Consider the following 16177-nt stretch of genomic DNA (forward strand, 5'->3'; position numbering starts at 1 on the left):
ATGAAAGATGAATTATTATTTTGCCCTCTAGGAGGGTCCGGAGAAATTGGTATGAATATGAACCTATTTGCCTACGGTAAACCTGGTGAGCATAAATGGATCATGGTTGATATTGGGGTTACATTTGCTGATGATACTTTACCCGGTATTGATCTTATTTACCCAGATCCTGGATTTATTGTTGATAAAAAAGATGACCTTTTAGGAATTATTTTAACTCATGCACATGAAGATCATATTGGTGCGATCGCACATCTTTGGCCTCAACTTAAATGTAAAATCTTTGCAACTCCATTTACAGCGGTTTTAATAAAAGAAAAATTTAAAGAAAAAAATATAGATGTAACCAAGTTTCTCAAAATAGTTCAATTAAATGGAACAGTAAATTTAGATCCATTTAAAATAGAATATATAACTCTAACTCACTCAATCCTTGAGCCCAATGGTCTTAGAATTGAAACTCCAGCAGGTGTAATATTGCATACTGGTGATTGGAAGATTGATCCTGAGCCACTTATTGGTGAAAAGATCAATTCAGATAGACTTAAAGAAATTGGTAATGAGGGTGTGCTTGCTATGATTTGTGATTCAACAAATGTATTTAGCATGGGTAAAGCTGGTTCAGAGTTAGATGTTAGAAAAAGCTTATTAAATATCATGGGTAGCCTTAAAAAGAGAATTGTAATGGCTTCTTTTGCTTCAAATGTTGCACGTATGGAAACAGCTTTTTATTGTGCAGAAAAAACTGGTAGACAAATATCTTTAGTAGGAAGGTCCATGCATAGAATATTTAAAGCAGCAAGACAATGTGGTTATTTAAAAAATGTTATAGAACCTGTCGATGCGCGTGATGCCAAAAAAATTGCTAGAGAAAAAATAGTTTATCTTTGTACAGGTAGCCAAGGGGAACCTATGGCAGCACTAATGAGAATTTCTAGTAATACTCACCCGGATGTATTCATTGAAAAAGATGATGCTGTTATTTTTTCTTCAAAAATTATTCCAGGTAATGAGAAAAAATTGTATAAATTACAAAATCAACTAGTTAAAGATGGTGTTGAAGTTATTTCAGAAGAAAGCGAATTTGTTCATGTTTCTGGACATCCCAATAGAGATGATCTTAGAGAGATGTACGATTGGGTAAAACCTCAATGTGCAGTTCCTGTTCATGGTGAACACAGACATATGATTGAGCATATGAAGTTTGCTAAAGAAATGAAAGTTCCACATCCTGTTCAAGTTGAAAATGGAGATATTGTAAAATTAGCACCTGGCAAACCACATGTTTTTGATAAAGCACCAAGTGGTAGACTTTATTTGGATGGTAATATGAGTGTAGAAGAAGATGCTCAATCAATCAAAGATAGAAAAAACATTAGTGCAAATGGATATATGGAGGTTACTATTTTAATTACTGCAAAAGGTAATATCCACAAAAGACCGGTATTAACTTTTAGAGGACTGCCTGTTTATGATGTCGATGAGTTTATATACGAATTAGAAGAAGCAATCGAAAAAACAACTAGAACTTTTTCTATAAAAAGTAAAAAGCAAGAATTTAATTTAATTGATGCTTTAAAAATAACATGTAGAAAATGTGCTAAAGATTTCACTGGTAAAAGACCATTTATCAATATCAACCTAGTAAGAATTTAAATGAGTGCAACAGGTCTTGCTATAATTTATATAATAATTTGGTGGATAGTTTTTTTTACAATCCTTCCAATTGATGTAAATAGACAAAAATCTATCAAAATTGATGGTGAAGACGCAGGTTCTCCTGAAAATCCTAAGATGCTAAAAAAATTCATTTTTTGTACTGGTATTACAACAGTTATTTTCGTGATAATTTATTTATTGATAAAATATGAATATTTAAATTTAAGATATATAATTAATTAAAATGTACATTTCAAAGTCATTCATTCCAATATTAAAAAATAACCCATCAGAAGCAAAAATTAAATCACATCAGTTAATGCTAAGGGTTGGTATGATTAAACAATCCTCAGCAGGTATTTATTCATGGCTACCTTTAGGTTTTAAGGTGATGAAAAAAATTGAACAAATAGTAAGAGAAGAACAAAATAAAATTGGTGCCCAAGAAATACTTATGCCAACTATACAGCCCAGTGATATTTGGAAAGAAAGTGGTCGTTATGACGATTATGGTGATGAAATGCTTCGTATTAAAGACCGTCAAGGTAGAGAAATGCTTTATGGACCAACCAATGAAGAGTTAGTTACAGATATATTTAGATCAAGTGTAAAATCTTACAAATCACTTCCTCAATTATTATATCATATACAATGGAAATTTAGAGATGAAGTTAGACCAAGATTTGGAATAATGAGAGGTAGGGAGTTTTATATGAAGGATGCATATTCGTTTGACGTTAATGACGAAGATGCAACATTCTCGTATAATAAATTCTTTTTCTCATATTTAAAAACATTTAAAAGATTAGAACTTTCAGCAATACCAATGGCAGCTGATACGGGACCAATTGGTGGAAATTTATCTCATGAATTTATTATTTTAGCAGATACAGGAGAAAGTAAAATTTTTACAGATAAAAGAGTTTTTGATTTAGGTAGTGAAGGAACTGTATTGGATAGACAATCCTTACAAGACTTAAGAAAAAAATATGAACAATATTACGCTGTAGCCGATGAAAAATTTAATAAAAATGAATTTGAAGAAAAGGTGTCAGAAGAAAATAGGTTAATTACAAAAGGTATAGAGGTAGGTCACATTTTTTATTTTGGAGATAAATATTCAAAAGCTTTAAATGCAGCTGTAGATCTCCCAGGTGGCAAAAAAGATTTTGTTAAAATGGGATCTTATGGAATTGGTGTATCAAGGCTAGTTGGTGCAATTATAGAAGCTAAATATGATCAAAAAGATGAAATAATGAAATGGCCATTTTCTGTAGCACCATACGAACTTGCAATAATACCTATGATTAACAAAAATGATACATCGGCATTAGATAAAGCGAATAAACTTTTTAAACATTTTGAAAGTAAAAATATTGATACAATTATTGATGATATGGATGAAAATCTTTCATCTAAAATTAAAAAATTTAATTTGATAGGTGTGCCTTATCAAATAATTTTAGGAAAAAATTCAGAAGATAATTTATTAGAGTTTAAAGAGATTGGAAAGGATCCTAAAAGTTTAACACTAGATCAAATAACTCAAATTTTAACTGAACAAAAATTAAAAAATTGATTTCAGCATTAGAAAAAGAAATTACACTTAGATATTTAAAAACCAGAAAAAAAGATGGTTTTTTAAATATAATATCCATTTTTTCATTTATTGGAATTAGCCTTGGTGTTGCAGTACTTATTATTGTGATGTCTGTTATGAATGGTTTTAGAAGTGAGTTAATTAATAAGATTGTAGGATTTAATGCTCATATTACTGTTAAGCCATATGAGGCTTCTATTGATTTAGAAAAACTAGATAGTGAAAATCTAAAATTAATTTCAAAAGAATTAATACTTAGTAATTCTGGTGAAGCAATTGTTATTAGCAAAAACTACACTAAAGGTTTAATTTTAAGAGGTTATAGTAGAGAAAACTTTCTAAAACTTGATGTTGTAAAAAAAGGAAACTTAATTGGTAAATCAAACCAATTAACAAAGAATTCGATATCAATAGGTAAAGAATTAAGTTTTAATTTAGATCTTAGTGTAGGAGATAAAGTATCAATAATGTCTCCAGTAGGCATTGAAACAATAATAGGAAGTCTACCCCGGCAAGAAACTTTTATTATTAGATCTATCTTTGATAGTGGTTTAGCGGATTTTGATGCAAATATTGCTTTTATAAATTTAGAAACATTGGAAAACTTTTTTAGTTTTAAAAAAGAAGACCGTAACCTAGAAATTTATTTGAACAAACCATCAGATATTGAAGAAGCAAAAAATAAAATTCAAGAAATATTCAAAAATGAATTTGTATATAGTTGGGCTGATATGAATAGCTCATTGTTTTCTGCATTAAAGGTTGAAAGAAATGTAATGTTTATAATCTTATCTTTGATTATTATAGTAGCTGCTTTTAACATTATTTCGGGTCTTACAATTTTAGTTAAAAATAAGACAAGAGATATAGCTATACTCAAGTCAATTGGTGTCATGAACAAGTCTATTGTTAAGATATTTTTCCTTGTTGGTGTTATTATTGGAACTACAGCAACACTTTTTGGAATCTTTTTAGGTGTAATATTTTCTTTATACATTGAAAACCTGAGAGAATTCTTAAGTAATACATTTAATATTAGCTTGTTTCCTGAAGAGATTTATTTTTTGAGCACAATGCCTTCTGAAATAAACCCAACTTCAATTTTTATAATTTCTCTTTGTTCAATTTTTATAACTATTATCGTTTCAATTTTTCCAGCAATAAAAGCTTCAAAATTAGACCCTGTTAAAGGACTTAAGTATGAATAATTTGATATCATTAAAGAACATATCTAAATCTTTTTCTAACAATAAAAAAATAAATGTTTTAAAAAGAATTAATTATTCTTTTACAAAAGGTAAGATTTATTCTCTAGTTGGTCCATCTGGATCTGGAAAGTCTACATTATTAAATGTTTTGTCACTAATAGATAAACCTACCACTGGTTCATTGTTAATTAATAAAACACCGGTAAACTTTAATGAAAATGCAAAAAATGATAAAATTAGATCAAGTAAGATTGGTATTATCTATCAACAAAATAATTTACTTCCAGATTTTACTGCATTAGAGAATGTTTATTTAGCTGGTTTAGCTTTAATTAATGATAAAAAAAATTCAATTGAAAGAGCAAAAGAAATTATAAAAACAATGGGACTTTCATCACGTGAAGCTCATTTTCCATCTGAACTATCAGGAGGTGAAATGCAAAGAATTGCAATGGCTAGAGCACTAATTAATGAACCTGAAATTATATTAGCAGACGAACCTACAGGCAGCTTAGATCATACTACTGCTAAAGAGGTTTTTAATGTTTTATATAAATTAAAAAATAAAAATAGATTAATAATTTATGCAACTCACAATAGATTTTTTGCTAATATGGCTGATTGCAAATTAGAAATGATTGATGGTAATATAAAAGCTATCAATGCCAGAATTAAATAATCAAAATTTTAATCACTTAAAAATTCACACACAGTATTCAATTTGTGAAGGTGCTATCAAAATTGATAACTTAAAAGATTTTTGTAAAGAAAAAAAAATACCCTGTTTAGGTATTTCAGACACATCTAATTTATGTGGTGCATTAGAGTTCGCTGAAAATATTTCTAAGGTTGGTACACAGCCAATTATTGGCACTCAAATTTATTTTAGATTTGAAGATACAACAGGGCTATTACCCCTAATAGCTCTTAACGAAAATGGATATAAGAGAATTATTGAACTTTCCTCAAGGTCTTACCTTGAAAATGATGCATTATCTGACCCTCATTTAGATGTAAAAGAACTTTTAATAGACACTGAGGGTGTGTCCTTATTTTCTGGGACTATTCAAGGTTTGTTCGGTAAACTATTTGAAAAAGGTCGTTTAGATGAAATATCAAAATTATATAGAAGCTTATCATCAAAATTTAATGATAATTTTTACTTAGAAATCCAAAGACATGGTGATCAAAACGAAATTGCTTTTGAAAAATTTAATTTAGAACAATCTTTAAAAATTAAGACACCAATTATAGCTACAAATGAAGTTTATTACTTAACACCTGACATGCACGAAGCTCATGATGCTTTAACGTGCATTGGTTCTAAAACTTATGTTAATGAAAAAAATAGAATTAAATATAGCAACCAGCATTATTTTAAATCTAATGAAGAAATGTCAAAGCTATTTTCAGATCTTCCTGAAGCTTTAGAAAATAACTTCAATTTACCATTTAAATGTAATTTTAGACCACAGTTTTCAAAACCCGTACTTCCAAATATTAGTTCTGAAAAAGGAGGCAGTGCTGATGAAATACTTAAAAAAGATTCGCTAGATGGATTAAAAGAAAAATTCCTGAAAGTTTTTAAAATTGAAGAAAACAATTTAAAAACAGATGATAAATTTTTGAAATACAAAGACAGACTAGATCATGAGTTAAAAATCATAATCGAAATGAAATATCCAAGTTATTTTTTGATTGTATCTGATTATATTAAATGGGCAAAAAATAACGATATTCCAGTAGGACCTGGTAGAGGTTCTGGGGCTGGCTCACTAGTTGCTTGGTGTTTGTCCATTACGGATGTTGACCCGATTAAATTTAATTTAATATTTGAAAGATTTTTAAACCCAGATCGAGTATCAATGCCTGACTTTGATATAGATTTTTGTGAGGAAAAAAGAGATCTTGTTTTTAAATATTTAACTACAAAATATAAAGATAGTGTTGCTCATATAATTACATTTGGAAAATTAAAAGCAAGAATGGTTATTAGAGATGTTGGAAGAGTATTAGGTCTACCATATGGTTTTGTTGACAGTATTTCAAAAATGATCCCTTTTGATCCTTCTAGACCTCAAAGTCTAACTGAGTGTATAAATAGTGAACCACGACTTCAAAAATTAGTTAATGAAGACCCACGTGTAAAAAAATTAACTGATCTTTCTTTAAAATTAGAAGGTTTAAATAGAAATGTAGCGACTCATGCAGCAGGTGTTGTAATAGCTGATAGAAAATTAACAGAGGTTGTACCTTTATACAAAGATGCTGCAGCAGACTTGCTGTTACCATCAACACAATTTGACATGTATTCAGCAGAAAATGCTGGCTTAATCAAGTTTGATTTTTTAGGATTAAAAACTTTAACAGTTATTAATAGAACACAAAAATTGATTAATAAAAAAGTTAAAGATTTCAAAATTGAAGATATTGATTTTGATGATCAAAAAGTTTTTGAACTTTTATCTTCTGGTAACACTGTTGGATTATTTCAAGTTGAAAGTGCTGGTATGCGTGAAGCTTTGTTGCAAATGAGACCCAACCATATTGAAGATATTATTGCTCTTGTTGCTCTTTACCGTCCAGGACCTATGAGCAACATACCAATTTATAATGACTGTAAACATGGAAGACAAACACCTGATTATTTGCATCCATTACTTGAAGATATTTTAAAGCCTACTTATGGAGTTATTATTTATCAAGAACAAGTGATGCAAATAGCGCAAAAACTTTCTGGTTTTACCGCTGGTGAAGCAGATATTTTAAGAAGAGCTATGGGTAAAAAAAAAAGAGCCGAATTAGAAAAGCAGAAACAGGGATTTATTGCTGGTGCTTTGAAAAATGGAATTAGCAAAGAAGTTGCAGCTAGTATATTTTTAAAAATTGAACCATTTGCTGAATATGGATTTAACAAAAGTCATGCTGCTGCTTATGCTATAATTTCTTATCAAACAGCTTTTTTAAAAACCTATTATCCTAAAGAGTTTTTTGCAGCATCTATGACAATGGATATTTCAAATCAAAATAAATTGGGTGAATTCCATGAAGAACTAAAAAGAATTAATATTAAAGTTATACGACCTGATATTAATAAGTGCTTTGCAGATTTTCAATTTGATGACAATAATTTTTATTATGCTCTCGGTGGAATTAAAAGTGTTGGCTATGAAGCAATATCAAATGTTGTTAAAGAGAGAAATGAAAATGGAGATTTTAAATCTATAAATGATTTTTTAAATAGAGTTAATCCTAAAGATATAAATAAACTTCAATTAGAAGGGTTGGTTAAAGCAGGAGCTTTTGATAATATAGATAACAATCGACAAGCCTTATTTAGTTCTATTCCAAATTTTATTTTAAAAACAAAAAATATTTATGAAAACAAAGCAGCAAATCAAATTGATCTTTTTGGCTCAGATGAAGAACAGGATAATGAAATAGTTCTAAATATTGAAGATTGGAAGTTTGAGGATCGTTTATCAAGAGAATTTGAAGCTATTGGTTTTTTTATATCTGACCATCCTTTAAATCAATTCAAAGAAATTTTTGATGATTATAAAATTGTCGATTACGCACAATTTAATTTGGATGATACAATAAAAGAGGCAAATATCGCAGCTACACTTTTAAAAATCACTGAAAGAAAAACTGCAAAAGGTAATTCATACGGAGTTATTAAGTTCACTGATTTAACCAGTGTTTTTGAGCTCTTTATTTTTTCAGATATTTTAGAACTTAATAGAGAGTCTTTAGTTGAAGGTAGCTCTTTAATCATAACCTTGATCAAAACCATTTCTAACGATGAAAATAGATTTAAAAGAATAAATGTTCAAAAAATTGCATCTCTCAAGGATCTTTTTAATAAGCCTGTTAACGAAATTGTATTTAATATTAAATCAATTAAAGACATCGATAAAATATCTGATTTAGTGAATGAAGAGGGGACAACTGAGGTAAAAATTAATATAACTGATAAAAACAATGAAATTAGCTTTAAATTGAAAAATAAGCGTCTTATTGACAGGAAAGCTATTAATACTATCAGAAATAAAGATATTTCGACAACTATTCATTAAAAAAGACTTGTTTGTTTTATAAATAATTTGTAAATAACTCTTAAATTAAATTAACACGCACACAGTTTGTGGTTTTATACCTCCGGTCCTTAAATGGAAATTACTGTGGTGGCTTAACCGGGAATAAATATGAAAATACCAAGTCTAACTATCCAACAACTATTAGAAGCAGGCGTTCATTTAGGTCATAAGACCTTAAGATGGAACCCAAAGATGAAAAAATACATTTTTGGAAAAAGAGATTCAATTCACATTATTGATTTAACTCAAACATTAGAATTAACCAATGTAGCTTTAGAAAAAGTTTACAATACGATAGCCAATAATGGCAAAATTCTTTTTGTATCTACAAAAAAACAAGCATCAGAAGCTATTGCTGAAGTTGCAAAAGAAACTGGACAATACTTTGTAAACTACAGATGGTTAGGTGGAATGTTAACCAACTGGGGAACAATCTCAGGGTCAATTAAAAAGATGAAAAAATATGAGGCAGATCTTGTAGCTGAAAATAGAGGCTTTACAAAAAAAGAACTATTAAAGATGAGTGTTAAAAAAGATAAATTAGAAAGAGCATTAGGTGGAATTGCAGAAATGAAAAAGGTTCCCGATCTAGTTTTTATTATTGATACTAATTATGAATCTCTAGCTATTGCTGAAGCTTCTAAATTAGGCATTCCAATCTGTGCTATACTTGACAGCAATTCTAATCCTGATGGTATTGATTACCCAATTCCAGGTAACGATGATGCTAGAAGAGCAATTGATTTGTATTGCAATTTAGTAAAAGAAACTATTGAAAATGCAAAAAAAGCTGCTCCATCTAAATCTGAAGAAAAACCAGATGTTGATGATACAAAAACAAAAGAAACTTCATCAAAAACTATTCAGGAGATTGATAGAGAGAAGTTAGATGCTAAATTTTCAAAAAAAGATAAGGAAAAACTAAATTAACATGAGTGATATAGAAAAAGTAAAACAATTACGTGAAGCAACGGGTGCTGGATTTAAAGATTGCAATTTAGCAATCAAAGAATCTGGAGGTGACCTAGATAAAGCTGTTGAAATTTTAAGAGTAAAAGGAATTTCTAAAGCTTCAAAAAAAATGTCAAGAGATGCTAAAGAAGGTGTTATTGCAACTTCAGGTGATGAAAATAAAATATCTGTTATTGAAATTAACTGTGAAACAGACTTTGTTGCTAAAAATGATGACTTTGTATCCTTTGCAAAAGAATTAAGTGAACTGAATAATCAAAATTCATCTGACTTAGAGAAACTTAATAAATCAAAAATGGCAAATGGAGAAACAGTTGAAGATAGTCTTGTTGCATTAATTGCAAAAATGGGAGAAAAGATAACACTTGGTAAAGCTAAAACATTTAGCCAACAAGGTTCTAAAAATTTTAATTATTTACATACTGTAGTTAAAGATAATTTGTCTAAATTATCAGTCATAACTTCACTTGAGACCTCAAACGATAGTGAAGATGTTAAAGCTTTTGGTAAACAACTTTCAATGCATATTGCAGCTTCAAATCCCTTGGCACTAAGTTCAGATTTGATTGATAAAGATCTTCTTCAAAAAGAACAGGATCTTGTTGCAGAAGAGTTAAAAAACTCAGGAAAACCAGAGGAGATTGCACAAAAAATTAGTTTAGGTAAAATGAATAAATTTAAAGAAGAAAATGCATTATTAACACAGGCCTGGGTTATGGAGCCAAAAAAGAAAGTTCAAGACATCATAAAAGAACTAAACATACCCGATTTAAAGATTAACAATTTTTTAAGAATTAAAATAGGTGAATAAATGTTTAATGAAAAAACATATAGCCAAAAGATGGATAAAACCATTGAAGTTTTTCAGAAAGAGTTAACATCATTAAGAACTGGCAGAGCAAATGCCTCGATGTTAGATCTTGTTAAGGTTGAAGTTTATGGTCAAGCAATGCCTTTAAATCAAGTATCAAGCATAACAACTCCCGATTCTAGAACTATTAATATTCAAGTTTGGGATCTTAATAATGTGCCACTTGTTGATACTGCAATTAAAAAATCAGAATTAGGTTTAAATCCTCAAATTGATGGTCAATTAATTAGGCTTCCTGTACCAGATTTAAATGAAGAACGAAGAACAGAGATTAAAAAATTAATCAAATCAATGGGTGAAAAGTGTAAAATCTCAATTAGAAATATTAGAAGAGAAGCCAATGATGATTTAAAAAACCTAGTTAAAGAAAAAATAATTAGTGAAGATGAAGAAAAGATTAATGAAAAATTAGTACAATCATTTACAGATGAACATATTAAAATCATAGATACAAAAGTTGAAGCCAAAGAAAAAGAAATAATGACCATATGAACCCAATTAAACATGTTGCCATCATCATGGATGGAAACGGTAGATGGGGCGTTAAGCATAAACAATCAAGAAATGCAGGTCATAGAGCTGGTTTAAATACAGTCGATCTAATCATTAATCATTGCATTAATCATAAAATTAAGTTTTTAACTCTTTATACGTTCTCTTCTGAAAACTGGAAAAGACCCAAAAATGAAATTGTTTTTTTATTTAAATTATTAGAAAACTTTTTACAAAAAAAGATTAGTAAAATTATTGAAAAAGATATTAAGCTTAAGTTTATTGGTGAATTAAATAAATTACCTGCAAAACTTCAAAAATTAATTAAATTATCAGAAAAAAAAACTTTTAATAAAAAAACGTTACAAGTTAATATTGCTTTAAACTATGGTTCGAAAATTGAATTAATTAATACCATAAAAAAAATTAAACAAAAAAAAATTACAATAAATGAAAAAAATATAGATAACAACTTGTATACAAAGCATCTACCGAATCCTGATATTTTAATAAGAACTGGAAATACCCATCGATTAAGCAACTTTTTACTTTGGCAACTATCTTACACAGAGATATTTTTTGAAAAAAAATTATGGCCCGATTTTAAAGGTAAAGATTTTGATAAAATTATGAATAAATTTAAAAATATTAAAAGAAATTTTGGATCAATTTAATGAACTCAAATATCAAAAAAAGAATTTTAACTTCAATACTTCTTATTGCTCTTTTAATAGGAATGTTTTTTTACTCTTATATAATGATAATTTCTTTAATTATTATAGCAATAATTTCATGGATTGAATTTTATGCATTAATATCAAAAATTTTTAAAAAAGATATTTTAAAGGATAAATTTTTTAGATTCTCTTATAAAGCTTTATCTTTAATTTATTTATCAGGGTTAGTTTATTTAATTTTTACTATAGAATCAAAGAATTCTAATCTTAAAATATACCTTTTATATTCTGTTTTAGTTGCAATATTGTCAGACATAGGAGGGCTTGTTTGTGGAAAAATATTTAAAGGAAAAAAACTAACTAAAGTAAGCCCAAATAAAACAATTTCTGGATCAATTGGTTCTTTCATGTTCTCTATATTGATGATCCCCTTTTTTTATAAAGTTCAAATTGATCAATCATTAGTAAATCTTTTTTTAATAACAATCATTATTTCCCTAATATCTCAATTAGGAGATCTATTCATTTCACTTTTAAAGCGCAAAGCAAAAGTTAAAGATACGAGTGATTTGCTGCCTGGCCATGGAGGAGTTTTAGATAGAATAGATGGAATAATTTTTGCAATACCACTTGGGATTTTTTTGTTTATATTTATTTAGTATGAAAAAAATTGCAATTTTTGGATCTACAGGCTCTATTGGATCATCATTATTAAAGATTATTAAAGATGATCAAAAAAACTTTAAAATTGAATTGCTCACAGTAAATAAAAATTATAAGAAATTAATAAAACAAGTTAAATTGTTTAATGTTAGAAATGTAATTGTCACCGATTATAATTCTTTTTTAATTACAACCAAACTTTTGAAGAATGCTAAAGTTAAAGTTTTTAATAACTTTGATTCATTAAACAAAATTTTTAATACAAATAATAAAATTGATTATTCAATGTGTGCAATTTCAGGATTTGACGGATTAAAACCAACTTTGGATATTATTAAATTTACCAAAACTATAGCGATAGCAAACAAAGAATCCATCATATGTGGATGGAATTTAATTAAAAAGGATTTAAAAAAATATAAAACATATTTTGTACCAGTAGATTCTGAACATTTTTCTATTTGGTCACTATTAGATAACAATAAAAAAAACAATTTTGAAAAAATTTACATAACAGCTTCTGGAGGTCCCTTTAGAAACTTACCATTAAAAAAATTTAGAAATATTTCAGTTAAAGATGCATTAAAACATCCTAATTGGTCGATGGGAAAAAAAATTACAATCGACTCTGCTACAATGATGAATAAAATTTTTGAAATTATAGAAGCAAAAAAAATCTTTAACTTAAATTATAAACAACTTGAAATATTAATTCATCCAAAGTCATACCTACATGCAATAGTAAAATTTAATAATGGTTTATCTAAACTTTTAGTTCATGATACTGATATGAAAATTCCAATATTTAATTCAATTTATTTTAATACCGACAAAAAACTTAAATCAAAAAATATCAATATTAAAATCTTAAATAATCTAAATCTTAAAAAAATTGATAATATTAGATTCCCAGTAATTAAAATTCTTAATAATTTGAGTAATGAAGATTCTTTATTTGAGACTATAATTGTGAGTGCAAATGATAAATTAGTGAAACTTTTTTTAAATAATAAGATTAAATTTAATGATATATCTAATACATTGATAAAAATTTGTAATACTCCTGAATTCAATAAATTTAAGTCAATGAAGCCCAGAAATATTGATGAAATTCAAAATTTAAGTGATTATGTAAGTTTAAAAATTAGCTCTATGAGTGTATAAACTCGCTATGTTTAGATTTTTTATTCAATTAATTTTACTCTCTATTTTTTTGACATTTTCGTCATACTCAAAAAATTATGAAAAAATCATTATTAATGGTAATGAGAGAATATCTAATGAAACAATATTAGTTTTTTCAGAAATTCAAGATAACATACCTTTAGACGAAAATTCCATAAATGAAATTTTAAAAAAATTATATAAATCTGGTTTTTTTAAAGATGTTACAGTTAAAATTGAAAATAATAATCTTACTATAGATGTATTGGAAAATCCAATAATTCAAACAGTTTTAATAGAAGGAATTAAAAGAAAAAAAACCGAAGAATCTTTATATGAAATTTTATCTTTAAAAAATAGATCTTCTTATAACTCAACTTTAATTAAAAAAGATGAATCAGCTATATTAAGTTTTCTTAAAGATGATGGTTATTACTTTTCTAAAGTCACATCCTCCTATCAAGATTTAGGGGATAATAAAATTGATCTCCTTTACCAAATTGAACTTGGTGAAAAATCAAAAATCTCAAAAATTTCATTTATTGGGGATAAAAAATTTAAAGACAGCACATTAAAAAACATAATTATTAGTGAGGAATATAAATTTTGGAAGTTTCTTTCTGGTAAAAAATACTTGAATGAAAATTTAATTAGTTATGATAAAAGATTGTTAAATAATTTTTATAAAAATAAAGGTTTTTTTAACGTTGTAATTGAGTCGTCATTTGCTAACTATCTTGGTAATGATGAGTTTGAAATAATCTACAATATTTCATCTGGTAATAAATTTTATTTTAATGAATTTAATCTTAATCTTCCATTAGATTATGATCGTGCTAATTTTCAGCAATTAGATAATATTTTTAAAAAGCTTAAAGGAGAAAATTATTCTCTCAACTCCATTGATAAAATTTTAAAAGAAATTGATAAAATTGTTTTGAATGAACAATTTGAGTTTCTAAAATCTACTGTTAACGAGAGTATAGAAGACGATTTAATTAATCTTACATTTGATATAGATGAGTCAGAAAAATTCTATGTAGAAAAAATTAACATATTAGGTAATAATGTTACCCGTGAAGAAGTAATTCGAAATAATCTTCTGGTTGATGAAGGAGATGCTTTTAATGAGTTACTTCAAACCAGAACATTAAATAACTTAAGAGGACTTAATTTTTTTAGTAAAGTTGAGTCTGAAATTTTAGATATTGATAATGAAAATAAAAAAATAATTAATATTACAGTTGAAGAAAAACCTACGGGGGAAATTATGGCTGGAGCTGGTGTTGGTACTGGTGGTGGAACTTTTGCTTTTGGTGTTTCAGAAAATAATTTTCTTGGTAGAGGTATAGAGTTTGCATCTGATATTTCAGTCAGCACTGAAAGTCTTAAAGGAATTATTTCAATGAATAATCCAAACTATAAGGGCTCTAACAGATCATTAAACACCTCATTGGAAAGTACGATCACAGATAGACTTAAAAATTTTGGTTATAAGTCAAATAAAACTGGTTTTTCTGTTGGAAGTGGTTTCGAGTTTTATGATGACCTTTATTGGAATACAGGTGTTTCTTCGTATGTTGAAAAACTAGAAACTGATAGCACAGCTTCCGCTAGTATGAAAAAACAAGAAGGATCATATTTTGATACTTTTTTTAATCATACTTTTAGTTATGATAAGAGAGATCAAAGATACAAAACCTCTGATGGTTATATTAGTAGGTTTTCTCAAAATATTCCTTTAATAAGTGAAAGCTATACTTTAACTAATTCATATGATTATAAAATCTATAATGAATGGTTAGGCGAAAATATTTTTTCGATTGGTTTTTTTGGTAAAACTGCAAATTCTTTAGCTGGTAAAGATATTAAACTTTCTGATAGATTGTTTTTACCGTCAAGCAAACTAAGAGGGTTTGAGTCTGGAAAAGTTGGTCCGAAAGATGGTGCGGATTTTGTTGGTGGAAATTATGCAGCTTCAATAAATATAGCAACAAGTCTATCTCAAATATTACCAAATTCACAAAATACTAATTTTTCTGTTTTTTTTGATGCAGCAAATGTCTGGGGTATAGATTATAGTTCATCATTAAGCGATGAAAGTAAAATTAGATCATCTGTAGGAATAGCTGTAGATTTCCTCACGCCAGTTGGTCCTCTAAACTTTTCTTTAACTGAAGCTATTACTAAAGGTAAAAATGATATAACTGAATCTTTCAGGTTTAATTTAGGTACAACTTTTTAATGAAAAAACTACTCTCATTAATTTTAATTATTTTTTTATTTTCTACGAATACAGTTTTTTCTGAACAAAAAATAGCATTCATAGATATGGATAAAGTTATTTCAACATCTAAAGCAGGCTCTTCAATTTTAAAACAATTAACAGATCTTAATAAAAAAAATTTAAAATTTTTAAATGAGGAAGAAAAAAAATTCAAAGAAAAAGAAACAAAATTGATTTCTCAAAAAAATATTATATCTGAAAATGATTTTAAAAAAAAAGTTAATGAACTGAAATCTGAGATTAATAACTACAATCAAAATAGAAATAAAATGTTATCTGATTTTAATAAATTAAAAGTAGATAATACCAATAATCTTTTAAAATTGATTAATCCAATTTTAATTAAATTTTCAAATGACAAAGAAATAGCTATTATTTTACAAAAAAAAGATTTAGTTGTTGCTAAAACACAACTAGACATTACAGACGAAGTTATTAAAATTGTAAATTCAGAAGTTAAAGAATTTAAGATTAATGAATAAAT

Annotated in this window: 14 protein-coding genes; all 14 read left to right on the forward strand. The window is 27.4% G+C overall.

Annotated features, from left to right (window positions below):
* The 14 genes from AC5SLY_RS02475 to AC5SLY_RS02540 all read left to right on the forward strand — a co-directional run bounded on the left by AC5SLY_RS02475 (window position 1) and on the right by AC5SLY_RS02540 (window position 16175).
* Complete coding sequence (locus tag AC5SLY_RS02475) at window positions 1-1656, forward strand: ribonuclease J (RefSeq protein ID WP_006997020.1); 1656 nt, start codon at window positions 1-3, stop codon at window positions 1654-1656.
* Entirely contained in the window at window positions 1657-1902 is a 246-nt protein-coding gene (locus AC5SLY_RS02480) for a DUF1467 family protein (protein ID WP_494599040.1), read from the forward strand.
* Window position 1903: 1 nt separating this feature from the next.
* Complete coding sequence (proS, locus tag AC5SLY_RS02485; protein ID WP_011282024.1) at window positions 1904-3238, forward strand: proline--tRNA ligase; 1335 nt, start codon at window positions 1904-1906, stop codon at window positions 3236-3238.
* Window positions 3235-4467 (forward strand): FtsX-like permease family protein, encoded by a 1233-nt coding sequence (locus tag AC5SLY_RS02490; RefSeq protein WP_494599041.1) that lies wholly within the window; start codon window positions 3235-3237, stop codon window positions 4465-4467. Before proS ends, AC5SLY_RS02490 begins: the two co-directional genes overlap by 4 nt.
* Complete coding sequence (locus tag AC5SLY_RS02495; RefSeq protein ID WP_494599042.1) at window positions 4460-5146, forward strand: ABC transporter ATP-binding protein; 687 nt, start codon at window positions 4460-4462, stop codon at window positions 5144-5146. The genes AC5SLY_RS02490 and AC5SLY_RS02495 overlap by 8 nt, the downstream gene beginning before the upstream one ends.
* Window positions 5130-8546 (forward strand): DNA polymerase III subunit alpha, encoded by a 3417-nt coding sequence (dnaE, locus tag AC5SLY_RS02500; protein WP_494599043.1) that lies wholly within the window; start codon window positions 5130-5132, stop codon window positions 8544-8546. Before AC5SLY_RS02495 ends, dnaE begins: the two co-directional genes overlap by 17 nt.
* A gap of 129 nt (window positions 8547-8675) precedes the next feature.
* Window positions 8676-9497, forward strand: coding sequence for a 30S ribosomal protein S2 (gene rpsB / locus AC5SLY_RS02505; protein WP_006997014.1), 822 nt, complete (start codon window positions 8676-8678; stop codon window positions 9495-9497).
* Between the two features lies 1 nt (window position 9498).
* Window positions 9499-10350, forward strand: coding sequence for a translation elongation factor Ts (gene tsf / locus AC5SLY_RS02510; RefSeq protein ID WP_494599044.1), 852 nt, complete (start codon window positions 9499-9501; stop codon window positions 10348-10350).
* Window positions 10351-10902, forward strand: a complete 552-nt coding sequence (gene frr / locus AC5SLY_RS02515; RefSeq protein WP_494599045.1) for a ribosome recycling factor — start codon at window positions 10351-10353, stop codon at window positions 10900-10902.
* The gene (gene uppS, locus AC5SLY_RS02520; protein ID WP_494599047.1) at window positions 10899-11576 is read left to right on the forward strand and encodes a polyprenyl diphosphate synthase; all 678 of its coding nucleotides are present in this window, start codon (window positions 10899-10901) and stop codon (window positions 11574-11576) included. The genes frr and uppS overlap by 4 nt, the downstream gene beginning before the upstream one ends.
* A complete protein-coding gene (locus tag AC5SLY_RS02525) occupies window positions 11576-12238 on the forward strand; it encodes a phosphatidate cytidylyltransferase (RefSeq protein ID WP_006997010.1) in 663 nt (220 codons plus the stop codon). The genes uppS and AC5SLY_RS02525 overlap by 1 nt, the downstream gene beginning before the upstream one ends.
* Window position 12239: 1 nt before the next feature.
* Complete coding sequence (locus AC5SLY_RS02530) at window positions 12240-13406, forward strand: 1-deoxy-D-xylulose-5-phosphate reductoisomerase (RefSeq protein ID WP_494599048.1); 1167 nt, start codon at window positions 12240-12242, stop codon at window positions 13404-13406.
* A 7-nt stretch (window positions 13407-13413) separates the two neighbouring features.
* The gene (gene bamA, locus AC5SLY_RS02535) at window positions 13414-15651 is read left to right on the forward strand and encodes an outer membrane protein assembly factor BamA (RefSeq protein ID WP_494599050.1); all 2238 of its coding nucleotides are present in this window, start codon (window positions 13414-13416) and stop codon (window positions 15649-15651) included.
* Window positions 15651-16175, forward strand: a complete 525-nt coding sequence (locus tag AC5SLY_RS02540) for an OmpH family outer membrane protein (protein WP_494574307.1) — start codon at window positions 15651-15653, stop codon at window positions 16173-16175. Before bamA ends, AC5SLY_RS02540 begins: the two co-directional genes overlap by 1 nt.
* The last annotated feature ends 2 nt before the right edge of the window (window positions 16176-16177 follow it).

Source organism: Candidatus Pelagibacter sp. PS_23 (assembly GCF_059417905.1).

Excerpts from the sequence above, each read along its gene's own strand:
- AC5SLY_RS02495 (WP_494599042.1), top strand. The coding sequence starts at position 4,460 with ATGAATAATTTGATATCATTAAAGAACATATCTAAATCTTTTTCTAAC.
- rpsB (WP_006997014.1), top strand. The coding sequence starts at position 8,676 with ATGAAAATACCAAGTCTAACTATCCAACAACTATTAGAAGCAGGCGTT.
- frr (WP_494599045.1), top strand. The coding sequence starts at position 10,351 with ATGTTTAATGAAAAAACATATAGCCAAAAGATGGATAAAACCATTGAA.
- AC5SLY_RS02525 (WP_006997010.1), top strand. The coding sequence starts at position 11,576 with ATGAACTCAAATATCAAAAAAAGAATTTTAACTTCAATACTTCTTATT.
- AC5SLY_RS02480 (WP_494599040.1), top strand. The coding sequence starts at position 1,657 with ATGAGTGCAACAGGTCTTGCTATAATTTATATAATAATTTGGTGGATA.
- AC5SLY_RS02540 (WP_494574307.1), top strand. The coding sequence starts at position 15,651 with ATGAAAAAACTACTCTCATTAATTTTAATTATTTTTTTATTTTCTACG.
- proS (WP_011282024.1), top strand. The coding sequence starts at position 1,904 with ATGTACATTTCAAAGTCATTCATTCCAATATTAAAAAATAACCCATCA.
- AC5SLY_RS02530 (WP_494599048.1), top strand. The coding sequence starts at position 12,240 with ATGAAAAAAATTGCAATTTTTGGATCTACAGGCTCTATTGGATCATCA.
- tsf (WP_494599044.1), top strand. The coding sequence starts at position 9,499 with ATGAGTGATATAGAAAAAGTAAAACAATTACGTGAAGCAACGGGTGCT.
- bamA (WP_494599050.1), top strand. The coding sequence starts at position 13,414 with ATGTTTAGATTTTTTATTCAATTAATTTTACTCTCTATTTTTTTGACA.
- dnaE (WP_494599043.1), top strand. The coding sequence starts at position 5,130 with ATGCCAGAATTAAATAATCAAAATTTTAATCACTTAAAAATTCACACA.
- uppS (WP_494599047.1), top strand. The coding sequence starts at position 10,899 with ATGAACCCAATTAAACATGTTGCCATCATCATGGATGGAAACGGTAGA.
- AC5SLY_RS02475 (WP_006997020.1), top strand. The coding sequence starts at position 1 with ATGAAAGATGAATTATTATTTTGCCCTCTAGGAGGGTCCGGAGAAATT.